Below are 17,050 nucleotides of genomic sequence, written 5' to 3' on the forward strand. Positions count from 1 at the left end.
TGGCTTCAATCTTCGCCAATGGGCATCAACTGCTGCGCAGCACCTGCGAAAACAAGGTAAATTGATGTCACAACCAGACCCCAATGCGCCCAGCTTTCGGGGTCAAAGTTCACCCAAGCGGACCAGCCCGCAAAGAAGGTCCATGCCAGCGCCATCGGCAATGTCACCGGACGCCAGCGCTCCGTTCGCACGGGATGCACGAACTTGATCGGCAGGAACATCGCCGCGGCAAGGACCGTCACCACGATCAGGCTGACCCACCACTCGGGTTGCAACGCAAAGAGCACCAGCACCAGCATATTCCAGCAACCGGGAAAGCCTTTAAAGGAATTATCTTTTGTTTTCATGCGGGTGTCGGAGAAATACATGACACTTGCAAAGGTGATGATGATAATCATCGCCCAACCGCTCCACCCATCCATAAGGCCCGAAGTGAACAAGGCGAATGCCGGGATAAAGACGTAAGTGAGGTAGTCGATGATAAGGTCCATCAAGACGCCATCGAACTCGGGCGCGTTGGTCTTTACATCGTATTTGCGCGCCAATGGCCCGTCGATGCCATCTACGAAAAAGGCAATCACCAGCCAGAGAAACATCAGATCCCATTTTTCTTCCACGGCGGCGAGCATGGCGAGCATCGCCAAGACTGCGCCCGTGGCAGTAAAAAGGTGAACGAAAAGGGCGCGCATTTGTGTGGTCATGTGTCTGCATCGCAAATCCGTCAGGGGGATGCAAAGGAAACTCAATTACAGGTGGCAAAAACCGGCGTAGGAGTAGCGGGGAGGGGGGGCTGGCCTTGACGTCACAGCCAAACCCACAGGAAAAGCGCTCAACTCCTGCGCTTCGGGTTGACGGCTACCGCGATTCCCCTTAAAGCCAGCGAACCAATTCAGGGTCGGCTCTGCGCGGCCCCCACGTTATGTGTTTTTCCGGATCGCTGGAAGGACACAACAGCAAAAGGATGAACCCATGTCGCGCCGTTGCGAATTGACCGGAAAAGGCCCGATGACGGGCAACAACGTAAGCCACGCTAACAACCGTACACGCCGTCGGTTCTTGCCGAACCTCAACGACGTGTCGTTGCAGTCCGAAGCACTGGGCCGCGCGTTCAAGCTGCGCATCTCTGCCGCAGCTCTGCGCACCGTCGATCACCGCGGTGGTCTGGACAAGTTCCTGGCGAAAGCCAAGGACGTTGAACTGTCTGACAATGCGTTGAAGATCAAAAAAGCGATCGCGAAATCCAGCGCGACTGCCGATGTATTGAGCTAAGGCTTAACACAGACGAGATTGGGGCCTCGATCCGAAAGGATCGGGGCCTTTTTTGTTTCCGGTTCAAGATTTGTTAACCTCGCTCTTGTTTAAGAAGTGCGCTCAATACGGCTGCATCTGTAGATTTTCTTTCGCAGATTGATGTTTTTATTCGGGGAATCTCTGTAAGCAGAGCTAGTTAACCCTCTGACCTTTGGTGGTTTGGCCATGCGGGCTGTCGCAGCGGGCCAAGACCGTGCGTGCAAGATTGGAGACATCATGACTGAGCCCACCCCCGGCAACAGCGAGATCGAAACAGAGTTCGAAGTCGGTCAAGATAATATCGACGGCACTCTCGGGCCACTTGGTTTTGACATCCACAACCCGGTTTTCATGGTCTCGGGATTGACGGCTGTCGCTTTCGTTCTGCTCACGATGCTCTTCCCGGATCAGGCGGGGGTGCTCTTTCTCGCCGTTCGGGATTTTGCCACCACCAAGCTGGATTGGCTGTTCATGATCATCGTAAATATCTTCGTGATTTTCTGTATCGCGTTGATCTTTCTGCCCGTCTCAAAAGTTAGGCTGGGTGGCAAAAACGCTGTGCCGGAGTATTCTTACCCCGCGTGGTTTGCCATGCTTTTCGCGGCGGGCATGGGGATCGGGCTCTTGTTCTTCGGTGTGCTTGAGCCTGTGTATCATATGAACGTCTCCGGCCCTCTGGGGGTGCCGTTGCCGATTGCCGAAGACGGCTCGATTATTCCTGAGAATGTCGAGGCGGCACGTGCCATGGGGCTTGCAGCGACGTTTTATCACTGGGGCCTGCATGGCTGGGCGGTCTATGCCATCATGGCGCTGGCACTCGCATTGTTCACCTATAACAAGGGTTTGCCCTTTTCTATCCGGTCGTGTTTCTACCCCATCCTCGGTGATCGCGTTTGGGGGTGGCCGGGTCATATCATCGACATCTTGGCCGTGTTTGCCACGCTTTTTGGACTGGCCACATCGCTCGGCCTTGGCGCACAGCAAGCCAACGCCGGGTTTAACTTTGCTTTCGGGCTTGAGATTTCGACCAATGCACAGGTGATCATCATCCTATTGGTGACCGCTGTGGCGTTGGTATCGGTTTGGCGTGGGTTGGACGGCGGGGTCAAGATTCTGTCCGAAGTGAACATGGTCGTGGCGATCTTGTTCTTTCTATTCGTGCTTTTCGTTGGCCCGACTTTGGTGGGCCTCAATGGCTTTTGGACCGGTCTGGTCGCCTATACACAAGAGATCATACCGTTATCAAACCCGTTCGGGCGTGAGGACGATGCGTACCGCGAAAGCTGGACCGCCTTCTATTGGGCGTGGTGGATTTCTTGGGCGCCTTTTGTGGGCATGTTCATCGCGCGGGTTTCACGCGGGCGGACGGTGCGAGAGTTTATCATCTGCGTCTTGCTGATCCCCTCGTTGATCATTTTCATCTGGATGGGTGTTTTTGGCGGTATCGCGATTGAACAAATCCTTACCAGCCCTGAGACCTCGCTGGTCAAAGCCAATGTGATCGACAGCTACTCACCTGAACTGTCACTCTTTGGGATGCTGAATGAACTGCCCTTTACCAAGGTAGCGTCGACCATCGCGATTCTTCTCGCGCTGGTGTTCTTTGTGACGTCGTCGGATTCGGGTTCACTGGTCGTGGATACGATCACGGCGGGCGGTAAGATCGACGCGCCGGTGCCTCAGCGAATCTTTTGGTGCATTGTTGAAGGATTGATTGCCATCGTTCTGCTGATCGGTGGCGGCCTATCTGCGCTGCAGGCCGGCGTTACGGCCACGGGGGTTCCCTTTGCCATCCTGATGCTGGTGATGTGCTACACGGTTTACAAAGGGCTCAGCAGCGAGCCGCGGTAAACAATCAGGCAGGCGCGCCTTTTCGTGGCGCGCCTGCGCTTAACTGCGCAAGACTTCGTCAACCCACGCGGGGATTGTTTGGCTGGCGGGGCCGATGCGGTGATCTTCAAACTGATTGCCCACGGCTGAGCGTTCTAGATTGAACTCTATCGTATGCGCCCCGGCGCGGCGGGCTTCGGCGACGAAACCGGCAGCGGGGTAGACGTTGCCTGAGGTGCCGACTGCGGCGAAGATGTCGGCCTCGGCCAAGTGCTGAAAAAGCGTATCCATCTCATAGGGCATTTCGCCAAACCAGACGATATCGGGCCGCGCGGCAGGGGCGTTGCAGGCGGAGCAGGGATCGCCGGGCGCCATAACCATCGGGGCAGGCCAGCGATGATCGCAAGCAGCGCAAAGCGCACCTTTAAGGGCACCGTGCATATGCATTACATTCTGCGAGCCACCCTGTTCATGCAGATCGTCGACGTTTTGGGTGATGACCACGACTTCACCATCAAGCTCGGCTTCCAGCCGGGCCAGCGCCTGATGTGCGGCGTTGGGCGACACTTCTGCCGCCTGCGCGCGACGGGCGTTGTAGAAATCGACAACGAGTTTGGGATTGCGGTCGAAGCCCTCGGGCGTGGCCACGTCTTCGACCCGGTGCTGCGCCCAAAGGCCATCAGAGGCGCGAAAGGTCTCAAGCCCGCTTTCGGCAGAGATGCCCGCGCCGGTAAGGATCACGATTTTGGTCATGTCTAATTAGTCTCCGATCCGGTTGTCGTCTTCAAGCAGGTGAAACCCCTCTGCCAGCCACGGAAGTTCTGCTATGGCGGGAGCGATCATATGGGTCTGCATCAATTGCCGCACGGTTTGGGCAATGTCGCGCGGCACGGGGCCGGACCATTCGGCCCCGGCGAACAGCGAGATGGTCCGCGCCGGCACTGGGGTGGGCAGGGGGCAAGCGGCCAGCTTGTTGTGAAACCGCGCGGCGCGCATGTAGCCCAAGGGCGTTGTGATTGCCCAACCGATGCCGCGCGCCACCATGGCCATCAGCGCCAAATGGCTGCCGATCTCGAACCGTGCGGGCAGGCTGTGGCCTTGGGCGGCAAGATGGGCTTCGATCTGGCGCGCGATCAACTGGTCTTCGGCGTAGCGTAGGAAAGGCAGGTGCGTGTCGCCGCTCAGCAGGGCCGCGGGATCATGTGGCGTCGCTGCAGGGGTGACGATGATAAAGGGATCGCGGGCCAGCGGGTATTCCAGCACCGCGTCCAGCTTGCTGTCGATCTGAGCAGAAAGCGCCATATGCAGGCTTTTCTCGCGCAGGGCATCGGCCAACTCATTGCTGCCTGCAGTGATCATGCGAAAGCGGCATCCGGTCAGGCTATCGCCAAGGATCGTGGCAAGGCGCGGCGTCAGGTCATCATCGAAATCATCAATCACGCCGAGATTGAGTGCGTCTAAATGCGCGAGGTCCATCACGGTCACTTCGCTTTGCGCTTGCCGAAGCTCCGACAGCGCCAACCCGGCACGACGTAGGAACATCTGTCCGGCTTGAGTCAGACGCATTGGACGGCGTGTGTGATCGACCAGTTCCGCGCCGACGGCGGCTTCAAGGTTGCGCATTTGCTGGCTGACGGCGGGTTGGCTGAGCCCCGTGGCCTGTGCAGCCTGTGCCACCGATCCGCTGCGCGCTAGCGCTTCAAACACTTCGATGCCCCGAAGGGTGATGCCTTTGTTAAGCATATGCGTCCCATCTCTTTCAGATCTTGTGAAACTACGGGCCGCTCAGGTCAAGTGTTTGCCCGAGGAACTGGCTGGCCGGATTTGGAAATGGCGAAAATGCGCAGGCCCCCACCTGATCCCTTTAGCCGCCCCTTGAAGCCCCCGCCAAAGCCGCGCAGACTGCGCCGAATGCAGTCCCGGAGCACGAAATGAAAATTGCCACAGCCGCCTATCCGCTCGAAATTTTGACCTCTTGGGCGCAGTACGAAGACAAGCTCGCCCATTGGGTCGCAGAGGCAGCAGTGCAGGGGGCGGACCTATTGGTGTTCCCCGAATACGCCGCGATGGAATTGGCCACGCTTGATGGGGCCGAGGTGGCCGGGGATTTAGAGCGTTCACTCTTTTCCGTTTCGGAAAAATTGCCAGAGGCTGATCGGCTGCATTTGAAACTCGCGGCGGAGCACAATGTGCATATCGTTGCAGGCTCCGGCCCCGCGGCTACTGACAGCCGCCCCGTCAACCGCGCCCGGCTGATCACGCCCTCGGGGCGGGTAGGCGTGCAGGACAAGCAGATCATGACCCGGTTCGAACGTGAAGAGTGGGGCGTGATCGGGGGCAATGCGCTCCAGGTCTTCGAGACGGCGATCGGCAAAATCGGCATCCTAATTTGTTACGACAGTGAGTTTCCCTTGCTGGGTCGTGCGCTGGCGGACTGCGATGTGATCTGCGTGCCAAGCGTGACAGAAACACTGGCAGGCTATTGGCGTGTGCGGATCGGCTCCATGGCCCGCGCGCTGGAGAATCAGTGCATTACGGCAATGTCTTCGGTGGTCGGCGCGGCGGATTGGTCAGACGCGTTGGGTCAATCTTTTGGCGCGGGTGGCATTTTCTGCCCGCCCGATCGGGGCTTCCCGCCGACGGGTATTTTGGGCCTGCGCGAGGTGAATGCCCCCGGCTGGACCATTGCAGACGCCGATTTGGCACAGGTTGCCGAGGTGCGTGCAGATGGCATCGTGCTGAACCGCAGGGATTGGCAGGATCAGCTTGGCCGCGACGGAAAGGCGATAAACGTCGCTTTGCGCTGAATCCCCCTTGAAAAAGCGGCAAAATGCGCCCATTTAAGCCTGCGCCCTCAAATTGGAGGGTTTTATGCTCAAGGAGAGACCATGGCCAAGGAAGATACGCTCGAATTTCCCGGTGTCGTGAAGGAACTCCTGCCTAACGCGACGTTTCGGGTCGAGCTGGAAAACGGCCATGAGATCATCGCGCATACGGCAGGCAAGATGCGGAAAAACCGCATCCGTGTTCTGGCTGGCGACAAAGTTCAGGTGGAAATGACACCCTATGATTTGACCAAGGGTCGGATCAACTATCGCTTCAAGTAAGCGGCACCGCGTTCGCGCGTTGCGCGGCGCAGGCGGGGCCGTGCGCGGCCCCGACCGGGCTGCCGGCCTCAGACAAAGAGGCCCATAAGATGCAGTTCATTCTCGGATCAGGATCACCGCGCCGGTTGGAGCTTTTGGCCCAGATCGGTGTGGTCCCCGATGCGATCCGCGCTCCTGATATTGATGAGACCCCCCACAAGGCCGAGCTGCCGCGCCCCTATTGCGCCCGGATGGCGCGCGAAAAAGTGGCGGCAGTGCCTGCTGAGGCAGATGATATCGTGCTTTGCGCGGACACTACAGTTGCAATTGGCCGGCGTATCTTGGGCAAACCAGCGGATGAAGCGGAGGCCGAGGCCTTTTTGCGTCTGATGTCGGGCCGTCGTCACAAAGTAATCACCGCCGTGGCGGTGAAGCGCGACGAAAAGCTCTGGCAGCGCGATGTGCAAAGTATCGTAAAGATGAAATCCCTCTCCGAGCCTGAAATCCGTCGCTACCTCGCCACCGGCGATTGGCGCGGCAAAGCGGGTGGCTATGGGATCCAAGGCCCCGCTGGCGCGCTTATCCCATGGATCAGCGGCTCATTCACTGCAATCGTCGGCCTGCCATTGGCCGAGGCTGCGAACCTGCTGCAAGCGGCAGGCTACCCATTTGACGGAGGTGCCGCATGAAGGGCCGAACGATTATTCTCGACCATCTTGGCGATGTTGAAGCCGCAGCACTCATGGTGGACGGAAAACTTGATGATTTTCTAATCGACAGCGATGCGCCGCGTGTCGGTACCGTTTACCGCGCGATTGCGGATCGCCCAGTGAAAGGGCAGGGGGGCATGTTCCTAAAAACCCCTGACGGCGCGGCATTTCTGCGCCAGATCAAAGGTTTGGCACCCGGTCAGACGATCCTCGTGCAGGTCTCGGGCCATGCAGAGCCGGGCAAAGCGATTCCGGTCACGAACAAACTGCTGTTCAAATCGCGCTATGCTATCGTGACGCCCGATGCGCCGGGGTTGAATGTCTCGCGCTCTATCAAGGACGAGCAAGAGCGCGACCGGCTGCTCGAAATCGCCCATGAAGCAGCGGGCGGAGCAGAATTGGGCCTGATCCTACGGTCTTCTTGCGCAGGTGCTGATGCCGATGACATCGCGGAAGACATCGCCAATATGATGGCCTTGGCCGACACCGTTGCCAACGACGACGCGCAGGAGATGGACGTGCTGAGCGAAGGTGATGGCCCACATCTACTGGCGTGGCGCGACTGGGTAGCACCTGCTGAGATCGTGACCGAGGCCGGAAGTTTTGCAGAGCACGGGGTTCTGGAAGAGCTCGACCGGCTGACTTCGCCTCAGGTGCCGCTCGGCAATGGCGCGTCGATCTACGTAGAGCCGACCCGCGCGCTTGTTGCCGTGGATGTGAACACAGGCAGCGACGCATCCCTCGCCGCCGGGGTTAAAGCCAACATGGCCTGCGCCCGCGTGCTGCCACGTGCGCTACGTCTACGCGGGTTGGGCGGGCAGATCACACTTGATCTTGCCCCCATGCCCAAAAAAGATCGCCGCACCTTCGAGAGTGCCCTGCGTGCCGCGTTTCGCGCCGATGAGGTGGACACGACGCTGGTCGGTTGGACGCCGCTGGGCCATTACGAGCTGCAGCGCAAACGCGCCCGCCCGGTGCTGGCGGAGGTTCTTGCGGGGGAAGATCAATGAGCTGCCCGATCTGCAAAGCCGAGACCGTCAAAGCGCACCGTCCCTTCTGCTCGCGCCGCTGTGCCGACATTGATTTGGGGCGTTGGTTCAACGGCAGCTATGCGGTTCCCTCGCGCGATCCTGAAGACGTTGAATCGGCCATCGACGCCATCGAAGCAGCACAAGACAACCCCGCAAGGTCCCATTAACGCGAGATAATTTCCGTTTCGGGAAAAGAAGTGAGTTTCAGGGTAAAATGGGGCTGGACACCCCGCGCCACAGATCCTAGAACCCGCTCACCCAACCTCGAAAGAGGTAACCCGTGCCCGGGTAGCTCAGGGGTAGAGCAGTGGATTGAAAATCCTCGTGTCGGTGGTTCGATTCCGCCCCCGGGCACCATTAATTACTTGAAAATATTGAATTTTTGGCTTTCTGAAGTTTTTCGAGCTCGCCCTTAAGATAGTACACATTTATACCCTTCTATCACGGTCTCATTTTGGCCGAAGTTTCCAAAAATCGAATACTAAAGACTAAGCAGTTGCGTGAAGGCTTGGCGATGTTGGTGACCGCGCGAAGTCCTTACTGGCTAATTCGATATAGAGACCTGTAAGTAAGTCTTTGAAAAGACGTTCTCTTACCCATCTGTAAAACGCACTGCACTGGCTGATATGTCAGGACAATGGATCAACCGTTTTCATGAGCGCAAGCCGTCGAAGTATATCACACTCGAGTTGGACACTTCTGTCAGCCAGAACACGGCGCACAGGAAGGCACGTCATGGAACAGTCATTTCGGCTGTATGTGTTATCACCCGCTGTTCGTCTTCAACCAACATGGCCACCTTGAACGCTGCGCTCCGCGCCGCGTTAATGTACATAGCGCGAGATGCGAACCGTCACCTTATGCGGTTCTTCCGGGGCGATGCTACCTTCGCCCATTCGCCTCCGCACCAATCGTGTTCTCCAGGGCGGGGCCGCCCAAATGGTCAAGCGCCCGGTGGGTCCGCCAAAAGGTGTGAGGCGTATCTATGACGACTTTGAGTATCAGGCGGTGTCTTGGGACAAGCCTCGCCGTGTTGTCGCCAAGGTCGAGTAGCATCCCGGTGAGTTGCTCCCGCGCATCGGAAGGACCGCCCAGGGTTGCATGCGGGTGCTTTCACAAACGGCTCTGAGATATTTCTTGCGATGAAGCTCCAACCAACTAACATGTAGTCAATTGGTAGTTTTAATAACCAAAAAAGATCGACCAACGAAGACTCTGGGAGGAGAAAAAATGAAAGAATCTAGAACCATCAACCGGCGTTCGTTTCTGACGAAATCCGCCGTTGCCGGGGGTGCTGCTGCTGGCAGCATGCTCGCCGCACCAGCCGTACTGGCGCAAGCTCCAATCGTCGTGAAGATGCAGACGTCTTGGAATGATGCGAACATTTGGCAGGATTTCGCACGCGACTACGCCACACGGGTCGAGGAAATGTCTGGCGGGCGCATGAAGGTCGACGTGCTGCCAGCCGGTGCTGTTGTCGCCGCGTTCCAGGTGCTGGATGCTGTGAACGACGGCCTGATTGACGCGGCCCACTCCGTGCCAGTCTACTGGTACGGCAAGAACAAGGCCGCATCCCTGTTCGGCACAGGCCCCGTTTTCGGCGGTTCCGCTACAACGATGCTGTCATGGTTCTATCAGGGTGGCGGTCAGGAGCTTTATAACGAGCTAACACAGGACATCATGGGCCTCGACGTCGTGGGATACCTTGGCTTCCCCATGTTCGCGCAGCCCTTCGGCTGGTTCAAGCAGGAGGTCAACACAGTCGCTGACCTTCAGGGGTTCAAATACCGCACAGTAGGCCTTGCTGCCGACCTTTTGCAGAAGATGGGCATGTCTGTTGCTCAGCTTCCCGGTGGCGAAATCGTCCCCGCGATGGAACGTGGCGTGATCGACGCTTTTGAATTCAACAACCCATCGTCGGACAAGGACTTTGGCGCGCATGACGTTGCCAAGAACTACTACCTCTCTTCGTACCATCAGGCATCGGAAAGCTTTGAGTTCTTGTTCTCCAAACAGTTCCTCGAAGACCTTGATCCCGATCTGCAGGCGATTCTGAAATATGGCGTTGAGGCTGTTTCCACAGCCAACACCGCCAAGGCGATGGACCGCTATTCTGCCGATCTGCAATTCCTGCAGGACGAAGCGGGTGTAACCGTACACCGGACGTCCAAGGAAATTCTGGACGCACAGTTAAAAGCATGGGACGAGCTGATCCCCGAGCTCGAATCCGATCCGTTTATGAAAAAGACACTCGACAGCCAGCGCGACTGGGTCAGCCGCGTGTCTTATTATGAGCTGATGAACGCGCCCGACTACGGCCTCGCGTACGAGCATTACTTCCCCGGCAAGATCAAGATGTGATCCGTTAAGGCAGTAGATTGGAACGAGCCCCGGCACCTGTTGTGCCGGGGTTTCCACACGAGGTATCCCAGCATCATGGTCTCATTCATTCGGTTCGCCGACAATCTTTCCGCATGGTTCGGCAAGGCATTTGCCTGGCTGATCCTGTTGATGTCCTTGGGCACAGGTTACGAGGTGTTCGTGCGCTATGTGCTGAACGACCCCACTGCCTGGGCGCTGGACGTGTCGTTTATCATGTACGGCACTCTGTTCATGATGGGCGGAGCCTATACCCTGTCGCGGGGCGGTCACGTACGGGGCGATTTCCTGTACCGGCTATTGCAGCCCAAGACGCAGGCCAAGATCGACATCGTGCTTTACATATTCTTCTTCTTTCCCGGTGTAACCGCTCTCATCCTGTCTGGCTGGAAATATGCCGCGCGGTCCTGGCAATACGGCGAAGTGTCGGTCAACAGTCCGGCGGGCGTGCCGATCTATCAGTTCAAAACGGTGATCGTCGCTGCTGGAATTCTTCTTTTTATTCAGGGGATGGCACAAGTTTGCCGCTGCATCCTCGCTATGCGCAATAACTACTGGCTGGAAGCCTATGAAGACGTGTTCGAGACCGAAGATCTTCTGATGCGCGCTGCCAACAAGGCCGAGAAAGACCATATCACATGACCGATCCGCAAATTGCCCTGATGATGCTGGGGCTGTTCATCATCTTTGTTTTCCTCGGCTTTCCCATTGCGTTCACGCTGATGGCAATGGGTATCGGCTTTGGCTACTACGCCTATTACGACGCGGGCCGCATGTGGCGCAGCTTTGACCGGCTGGATGAAACTGCAAGCAGTTGGGACAGTTGGTCTTTATGGTTCGAAGGGTTCTATAATAACCGAATATTCGACTTATTCGTGAACCAGACCTTCACGGTCATGTCGAACGAGGTTCTGACGGCTGTCCCGCTGTTCCTGTTCATGGGGTATATCGTTGAGCGGTCCAACATCGTGGACCGTCTGTTTACCACGCTGAACATCGCGTCCAAGAACATACCGGGTTCCATGGGTGTGGCGGCGCTGATCACCTGTGCGCTTTTCGCCACGGCCACAGGTATCGTTGGCGCGGTGGTGACGCTGATGGGCCTGCTGGCTCTGCCCGCGATGCTGAAAGCGCGCTATGATCCGTCCTTTGCGGCTGGTATTATCTGCGCCGGTGGCACCTTGGGGATCCTGATCCCGCCCTCTATCATGCTCATTGTCTATGCGGCGGCGACCAACGTCTCCATCGTGCGGCTTTACGCAGCGGCGCTGCTTCCCGGCTTGACGCTGGTAGGTCTCTATCTTGTCTACATTGTTGGTCGCTCAATCCTCCAGCCCTCCGCGGCCCCAAAGCCTACGGACGACGAAGTGCCGGATGTGCCCATGGGCAAACTGATTTGGTTAATTATCACGTCATTCGTGCCGCTTGCCTTCCTGATCTTCGCCGTTCTGGGCTCGATCCTGTTCGGCCTGGCCACCCCCTCGGAGGCGGCGTCGATCGGTGCCCTTGGCGGTATCTTCCTTGCCTTCATCTACCGGGCGATGACGTGGCAGCGGATGCGCGAAAGCGTTTATTTGACCGTTCGCACAACCGCGATGGTCTGCTGGCTGTTCGTGGGGTCCTACACCTTCTCGGCCGTGTTCTCGTACCTTGGCGGAGAACATGTGATTTCCGAGTTCGTGCAATCCATGAACCTGACTCCAATCCAGTTCCTGATCCTTGCGCAGCTGATCATCTTCCTGCTGGGTTGGCCACTGGAATGGTCCGAGATCATCATCATCTTTGTGCCAATTTTTCTGCCGCTGCTTGAGGTGTTTGGAATTGACCCGCTGTTCTTCGGCATCCTTGTTGCCCTGAACCTGCAGACCAGCTTTTTAACCCCGCCGATGGCGATGTCAGCCTATTACCTCAAGGGGATTGCGCCGCCGGAACTGCGACTGACCCAGATCTTCAGCGGCGTCATGCCGTTCCTGTTCTGCGTCATCCTATCGATGGTTCTGATGTATGCCTTCCCACAGATCGTATTCTATCTGCCGGAGTTGTTCTATGGCCGCTGATAGGTCCCAATCCGCAGGCATAGCAGCGTCACCCAGTGTGACGCTGCTGCGCGATCGTCTGGCATCCGGTGCGCTGGACGCGCTGACGCTGGTAGACAGCTACATCGCGCGGATTGAGGCCCGCGAGGCTGAAGTCGGCGCGTGGGCATGGTTCGACCCCGAGTTTGCCCGTGCGCAGGCACGCAATCTCGATGCATACCGCCGAAGCGGTCGCCCGCTTGGGCGTTTGCACGGGCTGCCTGTCGCATTGAAGGACGTGATCGATACGGCGAAAATCCCGACAGAGAACGGCTGCACTCGTGATGCGAACCGGATTCCTCTGCGGGATGCGTTCGTCGTGGAGCGGCTCAAGAAGGAAGGGGCTATTATCATGGGCAAGACGGTCACGACCGAGCTTGCCTTCATGCATCCCGGCAAGACGGCAAATCCACATAATCTGGCACATACCCCTGGCGGGTCCTCCCAAGGCTCCGCCGCTGCTGTCGCTGACGGTATGGTGCCGCTTGCCATTGGCACCCAAACCGGCGGGTCCATTATCAGGCCGGCGTCCTTTTGCGGCGTCACGGGTTATAAGCCCACATACGGCGCAATCCCCCGGCGCGGTATTCTTGCGCAGTCTCCGACACTAGACACTGTTGGCGTATTTGCCTCCGACCCCGCCGGTGCCGCGTTGCTGGCCGAGATACTGTTCGGTGACGATCCCGAGGACAGTGCGACGGCCCCGCTGCCCACCCCGGCGCTGCACACGGCGGCGCTGTCCAAGCCGCCCATTGCCCCAGTCTTTGGTTTCGTAAAACCGCCCAGTTGGGACACGGCAGATCAGCAGATGCGTAGTGCCTTCGATGAATTGGTCGACGCTCTCGGCGATCAGGCGTTCGAGATGCCTTTGCCTGCGATTTTCGACGACGCCGCAGAGCAACGCAAAAAGATCAACTTTGCCGAAATGGCCTATCACTATTACCCCTACGCCCGCGACATGGGCGATAGCTTGGGTCAAGTAACACGCGACGCAATCGTAGAAGGCAACGCCGTTCCGGCGCGTGATTATCTTTCGGCCTGCGACATGCCGAAACTGTTGAACGCGGCCCTAGACGAGATGCTGACGCGCTGCGATGCGATCCTTTGCCCTGCTGCCACCGGGCCCGCCCCCAATGGGTTGGAAACAACCGGCGATCCGATCTTCAACGGGTTATGGACACTTTGTGGGACGCCTTGCATCACGTTGCCGCTGCTCACCTCGGAAGAAGGGCTGCCAATGGGCGTCCAACTGGTCGCCGCCCGCGATAATGACGCGCGCCTGATGCGGACTGCCCAATGGCTCTTCAACTGGGCCGATGGCGTGGAACAATAAGGAAGATATGATATGAACCGTTTGCTCGCCCTTCTGGCCTTCTTAACCATCGCAGCGTTCCTGCTGATCCTCGCCGTCAACGTGTCAAGCCCCGATCTGGTGATTATCATCCTCATCACGCTTGGCTTCGTCGCCTATGATTTCGCCACATCCAGCCGTAACAAGCGGGACTGAAATAGCATGACGAAACCCACACTCTGGATCACGCGCACCCTCTCTGACGCCACGCTGGAACGTGCGCAGCGCGACTACTCAGTCATATGGGACCCTGCGGACCGCCCTGGAACTGCTGAGGATATCATCGAGATGAGCGCAAAGGTCGACGCGATCATCCCCTGCCATTCCGAATATTTTAGCGCACAAGTCGTTGGGCAGTTGGGCCCACGGCTTAGAATCGTGGCGAACCATTCTGTCGGCGTCGATCATTGCGATCTGGACGCGCTGAAGGCCAAGGGCATTGTGGTCACCAACACCCCTGGCGTGCTGTCGGATGCGACTGCTGAACTTGCGATGATGTTGATGCTGGCGGCGGCCAGACATGCGGTTCAAGGCGACCGGATCGTGCGTTCCGGTGCTTGGGATTTCTGGTCCCCCGCATTTTTGGTCGGAAAGCAAGTGACGGGCGCACGGCTGGGGATCATCGGGATGGGCGGCGTCGGCCGCTCCTTTGCCCGAAAGGCCCAAGGCTTTGATATGGAGATCCACTATCACAACCGAAGCCGCCTTGATGCGGATGAAGAGGCAGGCGCGACCTACCATGCCGACCTCGACAGCTTGCTGGCAGCTTCCGATTTCCTGACGCTGCATTGCCCCGCCACTCCACAAACCGTTAACCTGATGAATGCAGAGCGGCTTGCTCGCCTGCCCAAGGGCGCGGTCATCGTAAACACCGCACGTGGCAACCTGATTAATGAAAGCGCGCTTATCGCTGCAATAGAAAGCGGCCACATCGGTGCCGCCGGACTCGATTGCTTTGTCGCTGAACCAGGCGGCAACCCAGCTTTCGCGGTGCATGAGAACATCGTGATGATGCCCCATGTCGGCAGCGCCACTGTCAAGACCCGCGACGCGATGGGGTTCAAGGCGCTCGATAACCTCGACGCCTTCTTCCGAGGCGAAACGCCCCCTGACAGGCTTTAGAACCGCACAGGGCTCTGTTGTACAAATCTCTTAAGGGATTCATGTAGTGATTCCAGCGCGGTAACTGGCTTGCATGAGAAAACCGACACCTCCGATCTACAAAATCAGGACTAAGACGGAAGCAGGCTGCGCCTTAAGCGGCCTGACCGGTTCAGCAACTGAAACTCTGGTGTCATAGATCGCATATTTGGAGAGATGTACGATTGAAAGAAGCTTCGATTAGCTTGCCACCCCTTTGATAGGTGTTTGAAGCACTTCGGCATCAGCCATCTCTACATAACCTGCAAGAGTTTCATCTCGATCACAACGCCCCCGCTATCTTAATGTTTTTGATTTGCGCTCAGCCCGACATTGCGGAACCTCATCCTGCTTTCCGACGTTGCTCTTCTACATTGATAGAGGAGAACACCCATGGCGAATGAAGACCAAGCTAAAGGCAAAGCAAAAGACATCGGCGGCAAGCTGAAAGAAGAAGCTGGCGATGCAACGAACAACGAAGACCTCAAGCGCGAAGGCCAGGCCGATCAGGTCGAAGGTAAAGTGCAAAAAGGTGCTGGCGATGCGAAGGACAAACTGTCCGATTGATCACAAAAGCGCGTCTCTGATTTTCAGTGACGCGCTTTTTGCTCTCTCAGGTGGGTGTCGACCCGCTGCTATCTCTTTATAATGATATAGAGCGCATGAACGATACCGGGCAGATAGCCCAGCAGCGTCAGAATAATGTTGATCCAGAAATGTTTCCCCAGTCCTTCCTGCAGGAACACTCCAAGCGGGGGAAGCAGGATCGCGACGATGATGCGGATGATATCCATAGCGTTACCCCAGCTCGGCCGGGGTCCTTTCCTTAAAACCTAATCTCTGCTGAGAGCTAGCCCGCGCCCCGGCTTTGGCCAGTCGGGGGATATTGGGCGGGCGGCATAAAACATTCGCCGCAGCGCGGGAATTGTTGCAGGCTGTATAAAAAGCCGGAGGAGGGACGAGATGGAGCCAGTCAGGATCATGTGGCGCCAAGTGACTGAGATGGCGCGGGACACGATTGCGCTTTTGCCGCAGATAGCCGTCGCTGTCGTGGTTCTGGTCTTAACCTGGGCTCTCGCCGCACTTGGGCGGTCGCTGGTGAATAGAGCGCTGTCCCGGACCAAGCTGCGCCGCAGTCTGCAAGACCTGTTCATTCTTTTGACCTCGATTTTAATCTGGGTGTTTGGGATTATGATCGCGGCAGTGATCGTCTTCCCTGGTCTGACACCAGCAAGCATTCTTGCAGGGCTTGGCATCGGCTCGGTCGCCATTGGGTTCGCGTTTAAAGATGTCTTTGAGAACTTCCTTGCAGGCATCATCATTCTCTTTCGTCGCGAGATGCGTATGGGGGATCATATCGAATGTGAGGGGATCGAGGGAAAGGTGGCTCATATCGCCATCCGCGAAAGCCACATCCGTCAGACCGACGGACAGTTGGTGATCGTACCCAACGCGATGCTCTTCAAAAACCCTGTCTATGTAAGAACCGACCAAGATCACCGTCGCCAAACAATTATCTGCGGTGTGGCCTATGATGTGGATGTCGATGAGGCCCGTAGCGTTATCACCAAAGCCGTAGAAAGCTGTGAGACGGTTGAGCAAGGCGACCATCCGATCCAAATCTTCGCTCAAGAGTTCGCGGCTTCATCCATTAACTTTGAAGTGACTTGGTGGACGGGTTCGACCCCTGTCGAGCAACGGCGCTCAAAGGACGAAGTGGTAACGGCCGTGAAACGTGGGTTGGACGACGCCGGCCTGGAAATCCCATTCCCTTACCGTACGCTTACTTTCAAAGAGCCTTTGCCGCTGACCCGTCCACGCCAAGAGGATGGCGAAGATTAATGTCTATATAGTGTAGTGTAGGGCAGGGGCATCGAAGCAGTCGTGACTATCTGATCTCGTCCGCCGCGATTCAGTCAGGCATCGCCGGAATCGCGGCCGATTCACCCTCATTCGGTGCCTCTGCATAGCGTAACTTCGAGGGCAGGGGCTGAATTCAAGCAGCTGGCGCCCATAAAACAGCCTTATAAACAGTCACTTACCTATAAGTTCCCAGAAATGTCGCCTTTTCTCAAATTTCTGCTTGCGGGTCTGCGTCACTAACCTTAGAACCCCCCATACCGGCGGCGCAGAGATGCACCAACGGGGCGCCAGACGG

At 57.3% G+C, this 17,050-nt stretch carries 19 protein-coding genes, 1 tRNA gene and 1 pseudogene; 17 read left to right on the forward strand and 4 right to left on the reverse strand.

Annotation, left to right across the window (positions count from 1 at the left end):
* Positions 1-5: 5 nt before the first annotated feature.
* Complete coding sequence (locus WNY61_RS08820) at positions 6-701, reverse strand: CDP-alcohol phosphatidyltransferase family protein (protein ID WP_342851085.1); 696 nt, start codon at positions 699-701, stop codon at positions 6-8.
* A gap of 268 nt (positions 702-969) precedes the next feature.
* Here WNY61_RS08820 and rpmB point away from each other — a divergent pair, with 268 nt between their 5' ends.
* Both rpmB and WNY61_RS08830 read left to right on the forward strand, forming a co-directional pair.
* Positions 970-1,269, forward strand: a complete 300-nt coding sequence (rpmB, locus tag WNY61_RS08825) for a 50S ribosomal protein L28 (protein WP_007120535.1) — start codon at positions 970-972, stop codon at positions 1,267-1,269.
* Between the two features lie 258 nt (positions 1,270-1,527).
* Positions 1,528-3,141, forward strand: a complete 1,614-nt coding sequence (locus WNY61_RS08830; RefSeq protein ID WP_342851086.1) for a BCCT family transporter — start codon at positions 1,528-1,530, stop codon at positions 3,139-3,141.
* Positions 3,142-3,180: 39 nt separating this feature from the next.
* On the opposite strand, the gene WNY61_RS08835 is transcribed toward WNY61_RS08830, so the two are convergent.
* Together WNY61_RS08835 and WNY61_RS08840 are read right to left on the reverse strand one after the other, a co-directional pair.
* Positions 3,181-3,873, reverse strand: a complete 693-nt coding sequence (locus tag WNY61_RS08835) for an NAD-dependent deacylase (RefSeq protein ID WP_342851087.1) — start codon at positions 3,871-3,873, stop codon at positions 3,181-3,183.
* Positions 3,874-3,879: 6 nt separating this feature from the next.
* Entirely contained in the window at positions 3,880-4,863 is a 984-nt protein-coding gene (locus WNY61_RS08840) for a LysR family transcriptional regulator (RefSeq protein ID WP_342851088.1), read from the reverse strand.
* Positions 4,864-5,051: 188 nt separating this feature from the next.
* On the opposite strand from WNY61_RS08840, the gene WNY61_RS08845 reads away from it, so the two are divergent.
* The 14 genes and pseudogenes from WNY61_RS08845 to WNY61_RS08910 all read left to right on the forward strand — a co-directional run bounded on the left by WNY61_RS08845 (position 5,052) and on the right by WNY61_RS08910 (position 15,459).
* Positions 5,052-5,927, forward strand: coding sequence for a carbon-nitrogen hydrolase family protein (locus WNY61_RS08845; protein WP_342851089.1), 876 nt, complete (start codon positions 5,052-5,054; stop codon positions 5,925-5,927).
* A gap of 81 nt (positions 5,928-6,008) precedes the next feature.
* On the forward strand, positions 6,009-6,227 hold the full coding sequence (gene infA / locus WNY61_RS08850; RefSeq protein ID WP_005978431.1) for a translation initiation factor IF-1: 219 nt from the start codon (positions 6,009-6,011) through the stop codon (positions 6,225-6,227).
* A gap of 89 nt (positions 6,228-6,316) precedes the next feature.
* Positions 6,317-6,895 (forward strand): Maf family protein, encoded by a 579-nt coding sequence (locus tag WNY61_RS08855; protein WP_342851090.1) that lies wholly within the window; start codon positions 6,317-6,319, stop codon positions 6,893-6,895.
* A complete protein-coding gene (locus tag WNY61_RS08860; protein WP_342851091.1) occupies positions 6,892-7,926 on the forward strand; it encodes a ribonuclease E/G in 1,035 nt (344 codons plus the stop codon). Before WNY61_RS08855 ends, WNY61_RS08860 begins: the two co-directional genes overlap by 4 nt.
* On the forward strand, positions 7,923-8,114 hold the full coding sequence (yacG, locus tag WNY61_RS08865) for a DNA gyrase inhibitor YacG (protein ID WP_342851092.1): 192 nt from the start codon (positions 7,923-7,925) through the stop codon (positions 8,112-8,114). The genes WNY61_RS08860 and yacG overlap by 4 nt, the downstream gene beginning before the upstream one ends.
* A 115-nt stretch (positions 8,115-8,229) precedes the next feature.
* Positions 8,230-8,304 (forward strand) — tRNA-Phe (locus WNY61_RS08870).
* Between the two features lie 251 nt (positions 8,305-8,555).
* Positions 8,556-8,997, forward strand: a pseudogene (locus WNY61_RS08875) (transposase); the annotation flags it as partial.
* Positions 8,998-9,177: 180 nt separating this feature from the next.
* Complete coding sequence (locus tag WNY61_RS08880) at positions 9,178-10,308, forward strand: TRAP transporter substrate-binding protein (protein ID WP_342851093.1); 1,131 nt, start codon at positions 9,178-9,180, stop codon at positions 10,306-10,308.
* A 75-nt stretch (positions 10,309-10,383) separates the two neighbouring features.
* Positions 10,384-10,968, forward strand: coding sequence for a TRAP transporter small permease subunit (locus WNY61_RS08885; RefSeq protein WP_342851094.1), 585 nt, complete (start codon positions 10,384-10,386; stop codon positions 10,966-10,968).
* Positions 10,965-12,383 carry a TRAP transporter large permease subunit gene (locus WNY61_RS08890; protein WP_342851095.1) on the forward strand — a complete coding sequence of 473 codons (1,419 nt, stop codon included), beginning with the start codon at positions 10,965-10,967 and terminating at the stop codon, positions 12,381-12,383. The genes WNY61_RS08885 and WNY61_RS08890 overlap by 4 nt, the downstream gene beginning before the upstream one ends.
* Complete coding sequence (locus WNY61_RS08895; protein ID WP_342851096.1) at positions 12,373-13,734, forward strand: amidase; 1,362 nt, start codon at positions 12,373-12,375, stop codon at positions 13,732-13,734. The genes WNY61_RS08890 and WNY61_RS08895 overlap by 11 nt, the downstream gene beginning before the upstream one ends.
* 12 nt (positions 13,735-13,746) lie before the next feature.
* The gene (locus WNY61_RS08900; protein ID WP_342851097.1) at positions 13,747-13,908 is read left to right on the forward strand and encodes a hypothetical protein; all 162 of its coding nucleotides are present in this window, start codon (positions 13,747-13,749) and stop codon (positions 13,906-13,908) included.
* Positions 13,909-13,914: 6 nt separating this feature from the next.
* Positions 13,915-14,874, forward strand: coding sequence for a D-glycerate dehydrogenase (locus WNY61_RS08905; protein WP_342851098.1), 960 nt, complete (start codon positions 13,915-13,917; stop codon positions 14,872-14,874).
* 411 nt (positions 14,875-15,285) lie between these two features.
* Complete coding sequence (locus WNY61_RS08910) at positions 15,286-15,459, forward strand: CsbD family protein (RefSeq protein WP_342851099.1); 174 nt, start codon at positions 15,286-15,288, stop codon at positions 15,457-15,459.
* A 68-nt stretch (positions 15,460-15,527) separates the two neighbouring features.
* Here WNY61_RS08910 and WNY61_RS08915 read toward each other — a convergent pair whose 3' ends face one another.
* Entirely contained in the window at positions 15,528-15,686 is a 159-nt protein-coding gene (locus WNY61_RS08915) for a YqaE/Pmp3 family membrane protein (protein WP_342851100.1), read from the reverse strand.
* A 169-nt stretch (positions 15,687-15,855) separates the two neighbouring features.
* On the opposite strand from WNY61_RS08915, the gene WNY61_RS08920 reads away from it, so the two are divergent.
* Positions 15,856-16,734: a mechanosensitive ion channel family protein gene (locus tag WNY61_RS08920; protein WP_342851101.1), complete on the forward strand. Its 879-nt coding sequence runs from the start codon at positions 15,856-15,858 to the stop codon at positions 16,732-16,734.
* Positions 16,735-17,050 lie beyond the last annotated feature (316 nt).

Origin of the sequence: Sulfitobacter sp. AS92, assembly GCF_038900015.1 — a bacterium.
Lineage (GTDB): Bacteria > Pseudomonadota > Alphaproteobacteria > Rhodobacterales > Rhodobacteraceae > Sulfitobacter.

What these genes read in the sequence shown, in the direction of transcription:
- WNY61_RS08820 (WP_342851085.1), bottom strand. Translation starts at nt 701, where the DNA reads ATGACCACACAAATGCGCGCCCTTTTCGTTCACCTTTTTACTGCCACG.
- rpmB (WP_007120535.1), top strand. Translation starts at nt 970, where the DNA reads ATGTCGCGCCGTTGCGAATTGACCGGAAAAGGCCCGATGACGGGCAAC.
- WNY61_RS08830 (WP_342851086.1), top strand. Translation starts at nt 1,528, where the DNA reads ATGACTGAGCCCACCCCCGGCAACAGCGAGATCGAAACAGAGTTCGAA.
- WNY61_RS08835 (WP_342851087.1), bottom strand. Translation starts at nt 3,873, where the DNA reads ATGACCAAAATCGTGATCCTTACCGGCGCGGGCATCTCTGCCGAAAGC.
- WNY61_RS08840 (WP_342851088.1), bottom strand. Translation starts at nt 4,863, where the DNA reads ATGCTTAACAAAGGCATCACCCTTCGGGGCATCGAAGTGTTTGAAGCG.
- WNY61_RS08845 (WP_342851089.1), top strand. Translation starts at nt 5,052, where the DNA reads ATGAAAATTGCCACAGCCGCCTATCCGCTCGAAATTTTGACCTCTTGG.
- infA (WP_005978431.1), top strand. Translation starts at nt 6,009, where the DNA reads ATGGCCAAGGAAGATACGCTCGAATTTCCCGGTGTCGTGAAGGAACTC.
- WNY61_RS08855 (WP_342851090.1), top strand. Translation starts at nt 6,317, where the DNA reads ATGCAGTTCATTCTCGGATCAGGATCACCGCGCCGGTTGGAGCTTTTG.
- WNY61_RS08860 (WP_342851091.1), top strand. Translation starts at nt 6,892, where the DNA reads ATGAAGGGCCGAACGATTATTCTCGACCATCTTGGCGATGTTGAAGCC.
- yacG (WP_342851092.1), top strand. Translation starts at nt 7,923, where the DNA reads ATGAGCTGCCCGATCTGCAAAGCCGAGACCGTCAAAGCGCACCGTCCC.
- WNY61_RS08880 (WP_342851093.1), top strand. Translation starts at nt 9,178, where the DNA reads ATGAAAGAATCTAGAACCATCAACCGGCGTTCGTTTCTGACGAAATCC.
- WNY61_RS08885 (WP_342851094.1), top strand. Translation starts at nt 10,384, where the DNA reads ATGGTCTCATTCATTCGGTTCGCCGACAATCTTTCCGCATGGTTCGGC.
- WNY61_RS08890 (WP_342851095.1), top strand. Translation starts at nt 10,965, where the DNA reads ATGACCGATCCGCAAATTGCCCTGATGATGCTGGGGCTGTTCATCATC.
- WNY61_RS08895 (WP_342851096.1), top strand. Translation starts at nt 12,373, where the DNA reads ATGGCCGCTGATAGGTCCCAATCCGCAGGCATAGCAGCGTCACCCAGT.
- WNY61_RS08900 (WP_342851097.1), top strand. Translation starts at nt 13,747, where the DNA reads ATGAACCGTTTGCTCGCCCTTCTGGCCTTCTTAACCATCGCAGCGTTC.
- WNY61_RS08905 (WP_342851098.1), top strand. Translation starts at nt 13,915, where the DNA reads ATGACGAAACCCACACTCTGGATCACGCGCACCCTCTCTGACGCCACG.
- WNY61_RS08910 (WP_342851099.1), top strand. Translation starts at nt 15,286, where the DNA reads ATGGCGAATGAAGACCAAGCTAAAGGCAAAGCAAAAGACATCGGCGGC.
- WNY61_RS08915 (WP_342851100.1), bottom strand. Translation starts at nt 15,686, where the DNA reads ATGGATATCATCCGCATCATCGTCGCGATCCTGCTTCCCCCGCTTGGA.
- WNY61_RS08920 (WP_342851101.1), top strand. Translation starts at nt 15,856, where the DNA reads ATGGAGCCAGTCAGGATCATGTGGCGCCAAGTGACTGAGATGGCGCGG.